The 15425-nt window shown below is 35.8% G+C and carries 13 protein-coding genes and 1 pseudogene; 2 read left to right on the top strand and 12 right to left on the bottom strand.

Annotation, left to right across the window (positions count from 1 at the left end; translation table 11 throughout):
• Positions 1–56: 56 nt before the first annotated feature.
• The 3 genes from IGI37_RS07005 to IGI37_RS06995 form a co-directional block, all read right to left on the bottom strand.
• The gene (locus IGI37_RS07005; protein ID WP_438763608.1) at positions 57–1574 is read right to left on the bottom strand and encodes an ABC transporter permease/substrate-binding protein; all 1518 of its coding nucleotides are present in this window, start codon (positions 1572–1574) and stop codon (positions 57–59) included.
• Complete coding sequence (locus tag IGI37_RS07000) at positions 1558–2541, bottom strand: ABC transporter ATP-binding protein (RefSeq protein WP_438760831.1); 984 nt, start codon at positions 2539–2541, stop codon at positions 1558–1560. Before IGI37_RS07000 ends, IGI37_RS07005 begins: the two co-directional genes overlap by 17 nt.
• Positions 2542–2963: 422 nt before the next feature.
• Positions 2964–4694, bottom strand: coding sequence for a Na/Pi cotransporter family protein (locus tag IGI37_RS06995; RefSeq protein ID WP_438763607.1), 1731 nt, complete (start codon positions 4692–4694; stop codon positions 2964–2966).
• A 489-nt stretch (positions 4695–5183) separates the two neighbouring features.
• On the opposite strand from IGI37_RS06995, the gene IGI37_RS06990 reads away from it, so the two are divergent.
• A complete protein-coding gene (locus tag IGI37_RS06990; protein WP_438760830.1) occupies positions 5184–5915 on the top strand; it encodes a GNAT family N-acetyltransferase in 732 nt (243 codons plus the stop codon).
• 875 nt (positions 5916–6790) lie between these two features.
• Here IGI37_RS06990 and IGI37_RS06985 read toward each other — a convergent pair.
• Together IGI37_RS06985 and IGI37_RS06980 are read right to left on the bottom strand one after the other, a co-directional pair.
• Complete coding sequence (locus IGI37_RS06985; protein ID WP_438760828.1) at positions 6791–7807, bottom strand: hypothetical protein; 1017 nt, start codon at positions 7805–7807, stop codon at positions 6791–6793.
• Between the two features lie 530 nt (positions 7808–8337).
• Positions 8338–9423 carry a DNA alkylation repair protein gene (locus tag IGI37_RS06980; RefSeq protein WP_438760827.1) on the bottom strand — a complete coding sequence of 362 codons (1086 nt, stop codon included), beginning with the start codon at positions 9421–9423 and terminating at the stop codon, positions 8338–8340.
• An 84-nt stretch (positions 9424–9507) separates the two neighbouring features.
• Between IGI37_RS06980 and IGI37_RS06975 the strand changes: the two genes are divergently transcribed.
• Positions 9508–9729, top strand: a complete 222-nt coding sequence (locus IGI37_RS06975) for a hypothetical protein (RefSeq protein ID WP_438760826.1) — start codon at positions 9508–9510, stop codon at positions 9727–9729.
• 410 nt (positions 9730–10139) lie between these two features.
• Here the strand turns inward: IGI37_RS06975 and IGI37_RS06970 are convergent, their stop codons facing one another.
• From IGI37_RS06970 to IGI37_RS06940, 7 genes and pseudogenes are all read right to left on the bottom strand, one after another.
• On the bottom strand, positions 10140–10775 hold the full coding sequence (locus tag IGI37_RS06970) for a TipC family immunity protein (RefSeq protein WP_438760824.1): 636 nt from the start codon (positions 10773–10775) through the stop codon (positions 10140–10142).
• Between the two features lie 597 nt (positions 10776–11372).
• Positions 11373–11942 carry a DUF916 domain-containing protein gene (locus IGI37_RS06965; protein WP_438760822.1) on the bottom strand — a complete coding sequence of 190 codons (570 nt, stop codon included), beginning with the start codon at positions 11940–11942 and terminating at the stop codon, positions 11373–11375.
• 50 nt (positions 11943–11992) lie between these two features.
• Positions 11993–12115: pseudogene (locus IGI37_RS06960) on the bottom strand (DUF3788 family protein); the annotation flags it as partial.
• A gap of 19 nt (positions 12116–12134) precedes the next feature.
• On the bottom strand, positions 12135–12890 hold the full coding sequence (locus IGI37_RS06955; protein ID WP_438760820.1) for a WxL domain-containing protein: 756 nt from the start codon (positions 12888–12890) through the stop codon (positions 12135–12137).
• Positions 12887–13486 (bottom strand): hypothetical protein, encoded by a 600-nt coding sequence (locus IGI37_RS06950; RefSeq protein ID WP_438760819.1) that lies wholly within the window; start codon positions 13484–13486, stop codon positions 12887–12889. The genes IGI37_RS06955 and IGI37_RS06950 overlap by 4 nt, the downstream gene beginning before the upstream one ends.
• A 746-nt stretch (positions 13487–14232) precedes the next feature.
• Positions 14233–14766, bottom strand: coding sequence for a hypothetical protein (locus tag IGI37_RS06945; protein WP_438760818.1), 534 nt, complete (start codon positions 14764–14766; stop codon positions 14233–14235).
• Positions 14767–14806: 40 nt separating this feature from the next.
• Positions 14807–15193: a hypothetical protein gene (locus IGI37_RS06940; RefSeq protein ID WP_438760817.1), complete on the bottom strand. Its 387-nt coding sequence runs from the start codon at positions 15191–15193 to the stop codon at positions 14807–14809.
• Positions 15194–15425: the final 232 nt, after the last annotated feature.

Raw genomic sequence — 15425 nt, 5'->3', positions numbered from 1 at the left:
ATTAACCATCTGTTTTACACGGCTTTCTCACGTAGGCAGCTCTAATGAATCAAAAATTACTCTTTCACTAGTCCTTCTTTTACCAAATAGTCATGAGCGATCTCTTTTGGATCATGCCCCTTCACATTGACTTGGTAATTCATCTCGCTCATCTCGGCTTCTGTAATTTTTCCTGTTAAAGGAGCCAACCATTTTTTTAAATTGGGATATTTTTCTAGTGTTTCTTCTCTCAATAATGGCGCTCCTTGGTATGGTGGAAATAGCTCTTTTGAATCCTCCAAAGTAACTAAGTCATACCGTTTAAGCTCACTATCCGTTGAATAGGCATCCACTATATTTACATCGCCGGTATCTATCGCTTGATACCTAAGTGATGGCTCCATTGACTGAACATTCATGGATAAACCATAGACCTTTTGAAGGCCTTTATAACCATCTTCTCGATCAATAAATTCTAGTGTGAAGCCGGCCTTCAGTTGACCTGCGACTTTCTCCAAATCCTCGATTGTTTTTAGATGATTCTCTTGCGCAAAGGAACGTTTTACCGCAATAGCATAAGTATTCTGAAAGTTCATCGGTTCTAAGAGAGTTAGATGATCTTGCTCAGCAATTTTATTTCGAGCATACTCATAGACCTCTCGTGAGTCATTGGAAGGTTCATCAGCTTCATATAATAGGGTCTCTACCACTGTCCCCGTATATTCAGGATAGATATCTATTTCCCCTGATTTAAGTGCATTGTAGAGAAAACTTGTCTTTCCAAAATTAGATTTAAGACTTACCTGAATGTCACTATTCTCTTCTATTAATTCTTTATACATGTTAATCAAGATATCTGGCTCTGCGCCAAGCTTTCCAGCAATCACTATGCGTTCCTTTGAATCTTCTTGACTCGTGTAAATGTAGGAACCAATCAGTACACTGAAAAGTAAAATAAAAATAGCCATCATCTTCCTTAAAGAAGTTTTCTCCAATAAGTAAATGCCATAATTGAAAATAACCGCTAGAATGGCTGAGGAAATTGCTCCAATTAAAATTAAGGAAACATTATTTCGATCAATGCCCAACAAAATAAACGTTCCTAATCCACCCGCACCAACTAAAGCAGCTAATGTCGAAGTCCCAATAATCATCACCGCAGCTGACCGGACCCCTGAAACAATGTACGGCAATGCTAATTGAATTTGAAATTTCAGTAGTTTCTCTTTTTTAGACAGTCCAAAAGCTTCGGCGGCTTCCTCCAATGAAGGGTCGATTTCTGATAGACCAGTATAGGTATTCTGTAAAATGGGGAATAAGGCATACATGACCAGGGCAATCACTGCTGGTGGTGTTCCAATTCCGATAATTGGGATTAATAAGCCCAACAAAGCCAACGACGGAATTGTTTGAAAGATCCCTGTAATTTGTAAGAAAAATTCAGCTCCACGTTTATGTTGCAACAAGATAAACGCTAAAGGTATAGCAATTAAAACAGCCAGTAACAAGGAGAGAAGCGATAATTGAGTATGCTCCACCAAGGCTTGCAGGTATTCTTCCCTTCTCGTCAAAAATGTTTCAACCAAATGATTCATCACTTGCTTCGCCTCCCTCTTGCTTTTTGCTTAGAAATGAAATAATCGCTTTCGGAGTTACTTCATAAACAGCTTGATTGTTTACTTCCACATACAGTCTTTTCCCCTCTGCCAATTGCTCAATCACATTTACTAAACTCGTTTTGCTTGAAATAAGTGGCTCATCAATCAGACTGGTAGGCTTCACCAATTGAGTAAATAAGCCAAGCTCCGCTAAATTCTCTATTCGATAATTGGACAAATCGAAGGCTTCTTTTTGAAAGAAACTAGCTACAAACTGATTGGCTGGATGTTTTCTAATCTCTTCAGCCGTATCTATCTGAACAATTTTGCCTTCTTTCATGAGACAAATCCGATCACCTAATAGTAATGCCTCATTCATATCATGTGTCACAAAAATAATGGTACTAGAAATATCCTTATGTATTTCTTTGATCAACACCTGTAGCTGACTTTTAGAAAGCGGATCCAAGGCACTAAAAGGCTCATCCATTAAGATAACATCTGGATTTGCGGCTATCGCGCGTAAAATGCCTATTCTTTGTTGTTCCCCACCAGAAAGTTCTGCCGGTTTTCGATGTAAGTACTTATCTGGTGAAAGCCCCACCTTTGCCAAAAGCTCGATGGTTCGTGCTCTGCGTTTTTCTTTTTTCCATAACTTCATCTCAGGAATTAATTCAATATTTTCTGCGACAGTTAGATTAGGAAATAACGCAATTTGTTGGAGCACGTAACCAATCCGCAAACGTAATTCTCGTTTATCATAATCAACAATTTTTTTCTGATCAAACAAAATTTCTCCCTGAGAAGGTTCAATGAGACGATTGATCATCTTTAGAGTGGTCGTTTTCCCGCTACCACTCGGGCCAACCAGAACAAGAAATTCTCCTTCTTGAACCGCCAAATCAAGTTCAGTCAGTATCTGGGTTCCCTCATATTCTTTTGACACCTTTTGAAACTTTATCATATGAACAACAGCCACCTTTGATTTATTTAAAAAACGAACATATGTTCTTTGGGATCTATATTGTACCATTCACTGACCCTTGTTTGTCAAGCAAATAATTGACTTAGAAATAATTTAAAAATTTCTTTCTTAAATACAAGATAGTTAGATGAAAGTGAGACATAATGCAAACATCTGTCCTAGTCTCTATTAAAAGTTCTCTTTAGAAGGCAACAATATTCTAGTCACTTACTGATTCACTGAGTAACATGATCAGTGTTACTTAGAATAATTTTTCAACTTCCATATAATTTCAGCTAGATGGTAATAAAGTATAAATATTTCCTAAGATAACTGAAAGAGACAGCCTTGAAGGAGAAAATTACCTCTTCAAATCTGTCTCTTTGTTAACTTAATTATGCACTTCAGCGGCTATTTTACCATTAATTTTCGACAATAATTGGATTGATAGAATGCTCTACAGCAATAGTCTCTGTTCCATACCGTTCACCTAGAACATATTTGGCCATATGAACAGAACGGTCACTCATTCTTTCCAAGTTAGATGCGGAATCAATAAACAGCATACTATCTGCAGCTCTACCTTGGCCACTATTCATAATTGAAATGTATTTCTTACGAAGTAGTCTAACACGTTCATCAATCTGTTCTTCTCGTTCTAATATATGTGCAGCCATTTCTTTGTCATTCTTTTCAAATGCGCAAAGTGAATCCTCAATATTTTTCTTAACTTTATTAAATAATTCAATTAAATCTTCATCATAAGTTAGTGTCATCTCGCGACTAGAAGATTTCCCTAACTTTTTATCTTTTGCTTGCTGCTTCTTCTCTAGCTTAATTGCTTCATCAATATTTCGAATGATATTTCCACAATGATCGCCAATTCGTTCTAAATCCTTGGTTAACTCTAACATCATTGTTTGTTCATGACTTTCTGCTATCGTCAGCTCAGTCGAAGATAGTTGCACGAGGTACTCTGTTAATCGATTATCCATGTCGTTAATTGCTGTCTCATACTGAGTAACATTTTCTCGATCAATAGGGTCTTGTTTTTCATAGAAAAACTTAGTTGACTCATATGCACCTAATACATATTCCCCCATTTGTAATAATTCAATTTTTGCTTGATTTAATGCTAAAGTTGGGGAATTTTGTATAATTGCTTCATTTAAATTAGACGGAGTGAAGTTGATGCCACTCTCTTTATCCGACCCAGGAATAATTTTGCGCACCAGCTGTTCAATTTGTCCAATAAACCAGAATTGAATTAATAAATTAGAAAAATTAAAAATTCCGTGAGCCACTGCAATCTGCATTGCTGGATTTAATCCAAAGACTTCCGTCACCTTTAAAACAACTGAAGTAAATGGCGATAAAAGGATTGTAAAAATCACAGCACCTACCAAATTAAAGACCACATGAGAAGCCGCTGTTCTTTTCGCTGCAATACTTGTTCCTAAAGCTGCGATTACCGCTGTTATTGTCGTCCCAATATTATCACCAAAAAGGATAGGTAAAGCTGCACCGATTTCTAAACTTCCTTGCGTATATAACTGTTGTAGAATACCAATTGTCGCACTTGAGCTTTGTAAAACCATCGTCAGTAAAGTTCCGATTCCCACGCCCAAAATAGGGTGATGTGCCACATTAACCATCAAATCAGCAAATTGAGGAAGCTCTTGTAGCGGAGCCATTCCATTTCCCATTAATTTTAAGCCATAAAATAAACAACCAAATCCAAAAAGAATTTGCCCAATATTATTAATTCTTTCACGTTTGGAGAAGAATAATAAAATAGAGCCAATTCCCATAATCGGTAAAGCATAGGAGCTTAAATTAAATCCAATGATAAAGGCCGTGACCGTAGTTCCCACATTGGCGCCCATAATAACACCAATTGCTTGTCGTAGGGACATAAAACCAACACTTACTAAGCTTACCGTTAAAACGGTTGTTCCCGAACTGCTCTGAATAATTGCTGTGACAACCAAACCAGCTAGTACAGCTCGTAAAGGCGTCGATGTAAATGTGTTGAGTATTTCTCGTAGTGAATCACCTGCTGTTTTTTGCAAGCCATCCCCCATGTACTTCATACCAAATAGAAAAATTCCTAGTCCTCCGAGAAATAAAAATAACATTTCCTGATAGGATATCTCCACAACTACTCCTCCTCAAAATAAAGAAACTAAAATTAAACTCACAAAAACAGTAAAAAATAAGAAGTCAATAAAGAGTTGAAGCGAGTTTTCACTCATCTACCATTCACTTCATTTCTAATCAGTTTCAGTAAGCATCAAAAGAGCATAGAAAACTATCCGATTATTCGCCCATTTTTTCAAACATGGAATGACCTATTTTAAAAATAATTTTTATGTATCTATTTTTGTCTGTTTGTATGTGGCCTGTTTGGTAAAGGTGTTCCAATACAGATAAATTTTCTATAAATCACTTTTCTTTAGAATATCATATTCGAAGAAAATAACCTACAAAAAATTAAACGAGTTATGTTATATATTTGCTAAACTATTGCTTCTTATTTTTTGTTAGTTCTTTTTGCAGCTAAAGCTTTATGATTTAGGTTCTTCGCATCTTCCCTTTCCCCACTCAAAATGCTATTCTTAGTTTAAAAAGGAGAAGCATACATGAAACTTTTAGATAAACAGCTTTCAATTGATTTTGCAACAACTATTGAACCGAGAAATACCTTTTCTTGTGCACCTGTTAGTGACGCAATGAACATCTATGCGAAAACGGACACGTATCTTGTCATCTACAATACTCATCTCTATGTACGTTCAACCAACCAGTCATTTTTAAATGACATGATACGTATCTATGGCAATCAATCTAACGAATGGTTTGGTATCGAACGTAATTTAGAACACCTGCGAGCTACTTTTAAGGCACATAACCTAACGATGACGAACTATTTCCCACTGTTTATTTTAAATAAACCTGTAGAGGATGCCGATAGTGATGCTATCCATTTGATTGAGCAAGAACAAATCACCACTTATAAGGAACACCCATTAGTCTCTGAATGTTTTTGTTTTGACGAGAAAAATCCTGATATTTTTGGCTTTTCATACATAGAAAACGATCAAATTATTGGCTTGATTGGTTGTAATAAAACTGGAAAACAAACGATTGAAATTGGCCTAAAAGTTGATGAACATCGCCGTGGAAAAGGGATTGCTACTCAGCTTCTAAATAAAATCTGTCACAAAATTCAAACGGACTATCCTGATTATCTTTGTACCTATACAACACAGTTTACTCATACGACGTCTATGAACTTGGCTATCTCAAATGGTTTTAAGCTCGCATATGTCGGAATAGCTGCTAATCACTTGAAAGAAAACAACAATCGTTAGTTGGTTTTACAAACAATCACAGAAAAATTTTTTAGTATGATAGAAGCAGCATACGTTACATGAGTATGTATTACCGAACTTCTTATACTCGCTTCACCAATTTTATGCTAAAAATAGCCAAGCATAGAATGGAGAAAACCATTTAATAGGACAAGAATGGAAAGTTTACATATTGAATTATCCTACCTAAAATTATAAACATACTGAGATGACTCTATAAGGGAAGATAGAAGTTTACAAGATTATAAAAAATAACCTATCAGAAGAGCTTTTTTGTGTGGAGTTACTTCAATATTCAAGTAAAGCGTATCAAGAATATATAGACGAAGAAATTAACCTAGTCGCCCATTATCTTAATAAAACGAATACTCAAATAGTTGATGATTTATTCCTTCTATTGAGAGAAAATTCTAAATTAATCGTAGAATTTAGCCTAATGATGTTACGTAATCCATACAAACCAAGTGATGGGTATTCTTTTGAAGAACACATGAGGGATATACAAAAGAAGAGCTAGGAATGAGCGATGACGAATTAGAAGACTTGAAAAAAATGCAAAATATGACGCATTTACAATTGTTGATATTCTATTGATTTTATTATTTTTAATGAGCGATACTTTGAACTATAAAAATTATTTAACCCAAGTGAAGTGCTTATCAGAGAAACATAGTAGCCAAAAAATAAACTACGGAAAAGCATTGATAGCACGCATTCAGTCAGGGATAATTGCCCACTGAAATTATAAGGTGTCACTCTCCAAATCCATCTAATTTGCAGCAAAAATAATCATAGCCTCCTATTCACACATAACCTATTCTAAACAAAAAAGAGAACCTCAAGTCCTCTTTTTATATAATACTAGCGCCTATTGCTTAATGCTTTGATATCGCCATTGACCAGGTGACTGTATGCCCACTCAGACTCGTCGTCCAAGAATCAAACGTAATTTGACCATTATTTATTGAATAAGGAATAGAATAGTTATTGTAATAGAAAGTATCCGCTGATAATGTATAGCTCTTATTGTGATTCGGTCGATAAGTTCCAGCCAGTTCTACGAAAACAGTTGTATCATCTACAAAAGTAATTGTTTGAATTCCATCATGCAGTAAATTTTGTGGGGCAAGACTTTCATCCATCGCTTTTGCAGCGTCTACATTATCATATAACGTTGGAACAATTGTATATGTATTTCCAATAAGTAGCTTTTTAGCTATCTCCGTTTGATCAGTCAGCTTTGATAGATTATGTTGACGTTCTCCAAAATAATCAGCTGCTATGCTTGTATCCAAATATTTTTTTGATAATACCACCCACTCTGAATCATTTGAAGATAAAGTTATTCTACCACTGGCCTCCAGTTCCCCTTGCGCATTTACTCTAAAGAGACCAAGATTGCCTAATTGGTCAACATTCACAGTAATATACGCCAATTGATCACTCTTTTCTACGTACACGTCAAAAGTATAGTGAGTCGTAGGTTCTGGTATCAATTGTAAAACCGAAAGAACCCATTCCTTCAACTGCTCTTCTGATAAACTCGTTTCTAATGGGCGCGATTCCGTAGTCTCAGCAGCTGAAACTGGTTGACTATTCTTCGTCTGACCTGTGCTCGTATTTGAGGTCCCCATCGCCTTTTGAGTAGGTTCATTCTCTAGATTATCACCCAAAAAATACAAAAAGCCGATACTCGCAATAAGCAGTAGACCAATCAACAAGGCCCAGCGCATAAATCGATTTTTTTCGTCTCTTTCGATTTTTATTAACATTTTTGTGAGTTCTATTTTAGTTTCTGAATCCGTCGTACTAGCAATCTCTCTTCTTAATAATTGTTTGGTCTGTTTAATATTTTTTGAGTTTCTTGTTAAGTGACCCGTTTCCTTTTTCAATCTCTTCTCTCCTACTTATCCTTGACTCTGTGTCTACCCCCAGTAGCTTCTACCTCAGCCACGACCATTGTTTCCTTTAAAAACTCTGATATTTTATTCAAAACTTTAAAAATTATCGTCCATTAAATTGGAAATGAATTAAGTTTATTCTCTTAGAATACAAACTGACTTCTTTTTATATAGGCGTTCAAACGATAGTATTCTTAGTAAAGTATAATATAAGTTTCGTGCGAATGGAATCCGTTCTGCTGTTATCTAACTAAGAAATTAAGCGAAATCATTTAGTTATTTTAGTTGAACCTAGTGCATAGAACAAAAAAAGCCAGTACTAGTGATTTCATGTTCTCTCAATATAAAAAGAGTGAGCTATAACTTGAATAGTTATGCCCACGCTCCTGATATCAGAAACAACTCTGATATCAACAACTTCTACGCAAGTTGCATGCTAGAGTTGAAGGTTTAGAAATAAGTTATTATTCGCAGAAATTGATGGAAACATGTTCACTCATTCTCTTTTATCCACTCTTTTTTTATTCGCTCAACTCAAAATCAAATTTCCCTCGTTCTACCCCGTTGACAATCAACGTTATGGTATGTAAACCAGGATAATGCTTGCGTGTACTTAAATCTGCAAAAGCCTGTTTTTTTGTATACAGTTTCTTTTCTTGTTCCTTTAGTGACGTTTCTGAAATCCGAAAAATTTTTCGATTTCTTTTTCCATTGGCCTTCACATAATCCACGCCGTATTCTAGTCTAACTTTTGTGGCCTGCTCTACTTGAACAGAAAATGAAAAAGTTAGCTCTTCACCAATAGCCAAGCTAGTTGTATTTGGAGTGAAATCCATAATTTGAATTTCTGCGCCATCATGGTACCCGAATAAGGCTAGAATTTCCCGATTGCCTTTTTTTAACAAGGTTCTACAACCATGTTTCACAATCCAATTGGTCTCATCCCTTTTTCCATACCACTCATTGACTAAGGGTACGACTAATTCTGGATGTGTTTTAGAGATATCATTCAAACTATTCGCAACGCTTTTTTGAACATATTTGGATGTATCTGCCTTAAGCTCTTCCAATATGGGCAATATCCCCACTGGATTCTTTTTTAATTCAGGAATTGACTGCGCCCAAGGTAATTGCGAACGACAGCCTTCACTGGACAATCGACGGATATGCTCATTTTCATCTTGCGTCCATTCCAACATAAGCTTCAACATCTTCTCTGGTTGTTTGGCGATGAACGGACGAATCGCAAACTCAGAGGAAGAATATTGTGTGTAGTTTTTTAAGGTGGCAATCGATACCTCCCAATCCTCTGTTGCCTGACCATAAACTTCTACAAAGTCAGGAAATACTGTTCCAAAAAATCCTGAAAAATTAGCAACTACCTGGTCTAAAATTTGTAAGTTCTCCCGATAATCTGATGTCAAATACGCTCCTATAGTCGTACTAACTTTTCGAACTCTCCCTTTTAACTCTATATCTTGCCACTCCGCGTCCATTGTAGCTGATAAAAATTCATTGATTTTAAAAGGACGATAAACCGAATGGATATCTTCAGCGAGCTTTTGAAGTGACGTCGCGTTGTACATATCTTTCATTAATTCTGGCATTGCGCTCTCCTTTATTTATGTAATGTAACGATTATCATACCATATTTATTCCATTAGCCAATAAGAATTTAGGGGTAAATTAATTTGAGCCTCAAACAATTACACAAAATAGAAGTTGAGGTTGGGACAGAAGTGATGCGTCTATCCAGTCAGACAATCTTATTGGTTGATCATACCAAATTTGACAAGAAACACGCGTACAAATTCTCTGATTGGTCCTCTTTTGAAAGTATCATTACCGATGTAAAACCAAACCCTGAGTATTTAACGCTCGCTGAAAATGTACGAACAGAAATTCTGTTTTAATAGATAACCAGAAAACCTGCGACTGAAATCTTTGACGATTTCGGTCGCAGGTTTGTTTTATGCTTTGTTTTCGCATGTATTTTAACAATTTATTTGCAAATAAAGGCCTCAATTTCTATTTTATCTCACCTAATCGTTGTGCCGCTAAAAAGAATGTAAAGTCGAAAAATGCCTCCAATTGGACAACCAGTCTTTTTACCACCTCTCGACATTCTTATTTTTCGTTTTTATAATCACTACATTACGAGCAATATCAGTAAAAGTATCAGAGTAACACATAAAAATATTATCGTTCGTACTATAGATGAATCAATTTCATATTTATAAATTGGAACAAATGAGCCAAGTTTACTAAAAAAATTTTTTTCAGTAAATGTGAAAATGCGCCTTATATAAAATAAAGGGAGCTATTACCATTGCGTATTCACACTTACATTTCCAGGTTTTTCAGATGAATATCTGCTGGGATAAACAGATAGCCAATCTTTAAGGAACACTTCATCCATACCTTGATGATTCCACGCTGCCAATTGTTCATCTGTGATCTTGTAAGTCTTTATTGTCTCCTCAACTTCTTTCTGGTCTGTTATCCTCTTACCAGAATTTGCTTCTACAAAAGATATGGCTTTTGTTAACTCTCTAGTTTTTACATTGTAAATATTTTCAAAAAAAATAGATATGTTCTGTGTAAGCGTATAGGAATAACTAATTTCTAAGTCCTTTTTTGTACTGTTATTCATAATACTTAAGCTCTTCATTGGAGCACTTAAGTTTCCTGACCTATACGTTTCAACTATTATTCTCTCACTTTCAGAGGATAAGTTCGTAGCACTAGCAGACATTCCTTTGATGCTCCCTAATGAAGATCTTCTGTCCCAGCCCTCTCCAGAAGCATTTCTACTATCATAATAAATTTCATCAAAAATATTTTGAATTTTTATTCTATTGTAAATACTCATTGAAATAAGTATAATAATTGAACTAATTAGCAGAGTTAATAATATTTTTACAGACTTTCTCATATGATTAGATTCCTTTGTTGGCATAATTTGTACACTCATTCTCATTATTCTTCAAGCTTTCAATGAAGTTATACGAAGCAGGATACGGCTCTTTCACGTAATTTAATTTCTCTCGTTCAGTAAAATTTCGTTTGGTATTTTGTATCTCCAGCAATATATTCATATTTAGGTACTAAATCATAAATAGAAAAAATTTACTTGAGAAGATGGCTAAAATGAATAACCAAAAAACAAGAGACATACAAAAAAGGCATGAGTAGCTTTATCCTTCAACGCGTTGAGTGAACACGCATCAATACTTTAACAAGTAAATTATACTAGAATTTTGCTACCAAAAAACTCTCTAACTCATTCTTTTTCTCTATTTTTTTGTTCAGAGGAAAAAAGTTGGATTATTGTTCGTTTCCTCAATAATCAGCGGAGATTATTTAAACAGAAAGCTGCCCTGGAAAAATGCGTACATTTTCAGGACAGCTATTGATTCATACATATTTATCTAAGTTGATAGGAACGGATTCTTTTAAGATTAATTGATATCGTAACGATTCTTTTTCATCTAGTAGGTAGGCTAAACTGACTATTGTTCCAGAAAATTTAGAGAAAATGATTTTTGCTTCAAATTCAGGTGGTCGGAGTCATCTCTGAGGGTCTCAAAAAAGATTTGATAGAAAAAATTATTGGTTCTTTCAACGGTTTCTCTTCATGAAGAGTCAAGCCTTTTACAAATGAAAATTCGTTTTCGATAGCCATTCCACTAGTCTCATCAGATTTTTTTCTTGTCTTTGTTTTCTCTTTAAAGGTCACTCCTCCAGCTAAGACACCATCAAAATCTTCTTTTGGCATTTTAATCGTTACCGGATAGGTGATTGTACTGTTTGCAGGGATCGTTACATCTGTCTCATAGGTCACTAGACCCTCGATAAAATACTTCAGACCATCCATGTTTTTTGTTTCGCCTGCCTTATAATTGGCAACCCCATTCAGATTCGTTACTGCATGGTTAATGGTCACTTCTAATTCTACATCATTTTTTGTTCCATTGGCTAAAATATACCTTTCTTCCCTGACCTGATTTGGTTCTAATCGTAAGTCTAAATAAGTTTTTTTCTTGTCCACCTGATACTCAGAAGGAATCGTTTCAACTGAAAAGTTAAATTCTGCTGCAAATGCTGATTCGACACTTCCTAACATGAGTAGAGTAAACAGTACGGCAATTTTTTTTCATTTATCAAGTCTCTCTTTATCCGAATAAACGGTGGGTACAGAAGCAACTCCTTCGGAAATAAGCTGAAATTCACAAAAATTTGAAGAACAATTTCCGTGAATTCCTTCTTATTTCTCGGAGTTAAACACTCCTGTCCCAACCTCTACTTTTAAAATTAATTATGCTCCTGGTGTATCTGATAATGTCCATATAAGTTTTGTAGAATAGACAGCTTTTTCTTTCGTAGAACCGCCAGGGATTTCTAAAGCAACACTTTTGGCTCCAGTTTCTTCATCTGTTCCCCATTTTGTAAGATGTGTTCCCGCACCTTCGCCGACTTTTGCAGACATCACTGTTGATGGTTCGCCTGGCACTAATGTCATCGTAGCTTCTGCAACAGGTGCAGTACTTGTTGATACGCTATTAACTGCTGAGTCATTTAAAGTAATCTCTGCTCCCGTCAAAGTATCATTTGTTGTTGCTGTTGTTGCTGTTGTTGCTTTTAATTGCTCTTTTTGTGTCACAGTAAGCGTCCAGCCTTCTTTGGTTCCACGGTTGTCAGAAACTTGAACATAGTTAGCTCTTTCTGAAGTTCCGCCAGTAAAGGTTTGGGCACGCGCATAATAGTCCATCGTTTGGTTAGTAATTTTGTTTAAACCAAAATTAAATGATGAAGCAAAGTCGATACTAAAAGGTCCTGTAGTTCCTGGATTTGGCTCACCACCAGGGTTTGTTGGATCGACTGGCGTCACTGATCCATCTGTGTCTGGGTTTTCAGGATCAACATCTGGATCAATCGGTTTTGTTCCATCTGTTCCTGGGATAAATTGAACAACCCCATCGGAAATAATTGATTTTTCTTCTGCAAAAGCAGTTGTTGCGCCTAAGCCAATCGCTGAACAAGTAATTGTTGCAAGTAAACTAGCTGTAATCATTCAATAGTGAAAGAAGTAGAACGGTCCTTCATCACATTGGAGCCAGTTACAGTTATGTTCCTTGTGAAAGTAACAGATGTAACTACTGGATTGTTATACGCATCCTGTAACTCTGCTCCAGTTGCTACTGAAATACTGGTTGCAGTCGGTATCTTCTCGGCGTGAGCCTCTTTTTCTGATTGACTACTTTCTTCAGTACTTTCCTCAGTGCTTGTTTCTGTCTCATTCGTATTGACAGATTCTTCATTTTCCTCAGTGGAAGATGAAATACTTTCTTCAGAATTTATTGACTCCTCCTCCGTCGAATTTACTACCTGTTCTTCAGTAGAGTCTTTAGATACTTCTTCCCCATCAGAAGTATCTTCTGAGTTTTGTGAAGTCTCCATGCTGCCAAAATTCCCTGATTCTGAAGTGAAATCACTAAGCCGTTTGGATAGCGTAGCAGAGTTTACTTCCGGAATCAGACTTGCTGATTCTGAATCTTCAACTGGTCTAGTCGTTGATTCAATTGTGTGAGAAAATACAGTTATTGGATTTAACAAAAGCACACTCATCACAACTGTTGATAATATTTTCTCTATCGTTTTTCTATTCATTTTTTCACCTCCTATAAAAATAATATATGGTATTATTACTAACGTTATCCTATTTTTTTGATAGTTTCTAAAAAAACGGGACAACCAGTCAATATATGATCGTTGTTTCCCATTCATAGTTACAACAATCGTAAAGTAAACGTGGCCTTTTTTTAACCCTCGTTTTTCAAATCTTTTTTATCTTATTTTCAGTATAAACAAGCAAGACTGGGAATTTATCTCAATAATTTTTCCCTGTAAAAAATATTGAGGGATAGGATATGACTAAATTCACAATCCTCCTGTAATTGCATATGCTCTCTTCTGCAACAACTATTCTTTTGAGCGAGCAGACTATTTGAACAGAAATATTTTGAGAATAGAACATAATATTGGAGAAATTATCTGAATGTGTCGAATAAATGTCTGGGCAGATGCAATCTTCTTCAGTAACTCTCTGTAGTTAAAGTCGTGGGGTTCTTTCAGATAGCTAGTCCTCACTCTAGATGCTGAACGTTACTTTGAACTGTGTCACTCTAAAACAGTGTATCTGGCTAATCTTCTATATCTAGGAAAAGAAATAGGCAATGTATAAAATCCTCACGTAGGTTAGTTGGGATAAGAGGTGTTTATTTTTTGTTCAGCCTAAAAAAGCAGGAGACTATGTCAACAGACAAAATCTCCTACTTTTATTTTGATTCTTGTTACTTTTTTGAGGTGTGTCACGAGCGCTATTTGATACTGAATCGGTTCTTTCATCCAAACATTCACGAGGTTGCTAATTCCTTTTGATTAGCCAAAATCAATTGGCTATCCGATTGAATCATCTCTTCCAATAAATACATTTTTTGGCTCAGTTCGCCAGTTTCAGTAAGAACGGAAATCATGCCCTGCATACGAGAAAATAGAATCTGTTTCTCACAAGTAGTTAGGCGTGCCTCCTCTTTAAAACAGGCTTCAAAAAAGTTAAACAAAAAGGCCTTTGAGCGAATCTTCATGCGATTGTCCGCAAACAAGACATAATATAAGGCGTCTTCTTGAATAAACCGACAATAATTCGCTAAAAACTCAGACAGACTTTGTTCACCCTTGAAATACTGTTTTTGAATTTTGGTCAATATCTGTTCTGTTAAAATCTCTTTGACCTCTTCAATATTTTGAAAAGAGAGATAGATTGGCTGTGTCGAGATATCCAGTTCTTTGGCTAAACCTCTTGATGTGATATTATCAATGCCCTTTTTTAGGGCCAATTGATACGCGCCCTTTAAAATAAAGGCTGCATCATATTTTTGGTGTCGCATAGTATCCCTCCTTTGTTACGTTATTTTAATTATTCTTTTTTTATTTTTTTAGACTCTCTTTTGGTTTCTCATCCTTGGCCTGCTTATAAAAACGTGCCCCGACAATCTCATCGATGGTCTCTTCCTCATTCATGTTCCAAAAACCATAAATAATCAAAGTCCCGTCTTTCATATGAATCTTCAAAGTCGTGTCATAAATTTCTGTATCCGGGTCAAAAAAAATCTCTTTCTTTTCCAACACCAACACGCGTTCATAGATCTTTTTGACCATTTCTTTAGAAATTCCCGCCCCTTGCTTTTTATCCATCTTCGAATACAGTGCCCAAAAACCAATTGAAAAACCAAAAGCTTTTTGAAACCGAGTCTTTTGAAGAGGCTTTTTTCGAGGCAGGATTTCTGTTCCTTTTTTCTTTTTAAACCATTTCATCATTCAGCTATCCTTTTCTGATTCGTCCTAGTTTGTTTCTAAGAAAGAATACATTCAGTTATTTTACGGGTAAGTGTCCTGTATGCATGCTTCATACAGTTCAGTCGGTTGGCGTTATCTCTCTGCCCCTTATTCACGTATTGTTCGGTGATTAGGAAACCTCTTTTCCACTTACTTGGCCTGTCTCATCTCATAAGTGGAGAACTGCCAGGAATGTTCTTTCTTAGAAAAC

The sequence above is a fragment of the Enterococcus sp. AZ194 genome (assembly GCF_051713825.1).
Classification (GTDB): Bacteria; Bacillota; Bacilli; order Lactobacillales; family Enterococcaceae; genus Enterococcus_K.
This window is presented reverse-complemented; position numbering and strand designations above follow the sequence as displayed.

Coding starts and splice junctions, on each gene's coding strand:
- IGI37_RS07005 (WP_438763608.1), bottom strand. CDS start 1,574: ATGAATCATTTGGTTGAAACATTTTTGACGAGAAGGGAAGAATACCTG.
- IGI37_RS07000 (WP_438760831.1), bottom strand. CDS start 2,541: ATGATAAAGTTTCAAAAGGTGTCAAAAGAATATGAGGGAACCCAGATA.
- IGI37_RS06990 (WP_438760830.1), top strand. CDS start 5,184: ATGAAACTTTTAGATAAACAGCTTTCAATTGATTTTGCAACAACTATT.
- IGI37_RS06980 (WP_438760827.1), bottom strand. CDS start 9,423: ATGCCAGAATTAATGAAAGATATGTACAACGCGACGTCACTTCAAAAG.
- IGI37_RS06970 (WP_438760824.1), bottom strand. CDS start 10,775: ATGCCAACAAAGGAATCTAATCATATGAGAAAGTCTGTAAAAATATTA.
- IGI37_RS06965 (WP_438760822.1), bottom strand. CDS start 11,942: ATGTTAGGAAGTGTCGAATCAGCATTTGCAGCAGAATTTAACTTTTCA.
- IGI37_RS06955 (WP_438760820.1), bottom strand. CDS start 12,890: ATGATTACAGCTAGTTTACTTGCAACAATTACTTGTTCAGCGATTGGC.
- IGI37_RS06950 (WP_438760819.1), bottom strand. CDS start 13,486: ATGAATAGAAAAACGATAGAGAAAATATTATCAACAGTTGTGATGAGT.
- IGI37_RS06945 (WP_438760818.1), bottom strand. CDS start 14,766: ATGCGACACCAAAAATATGATGCAGCCTTTATTTTAAAGGGCGCGTAT.
- IGI37_RS06940 (WP_438760817.1), bottom strand. CDS start 15,193: ATGAAATGGTTTAAAAAGAAAAAAGGAACAGAAATCCTGCCTCGAAAA.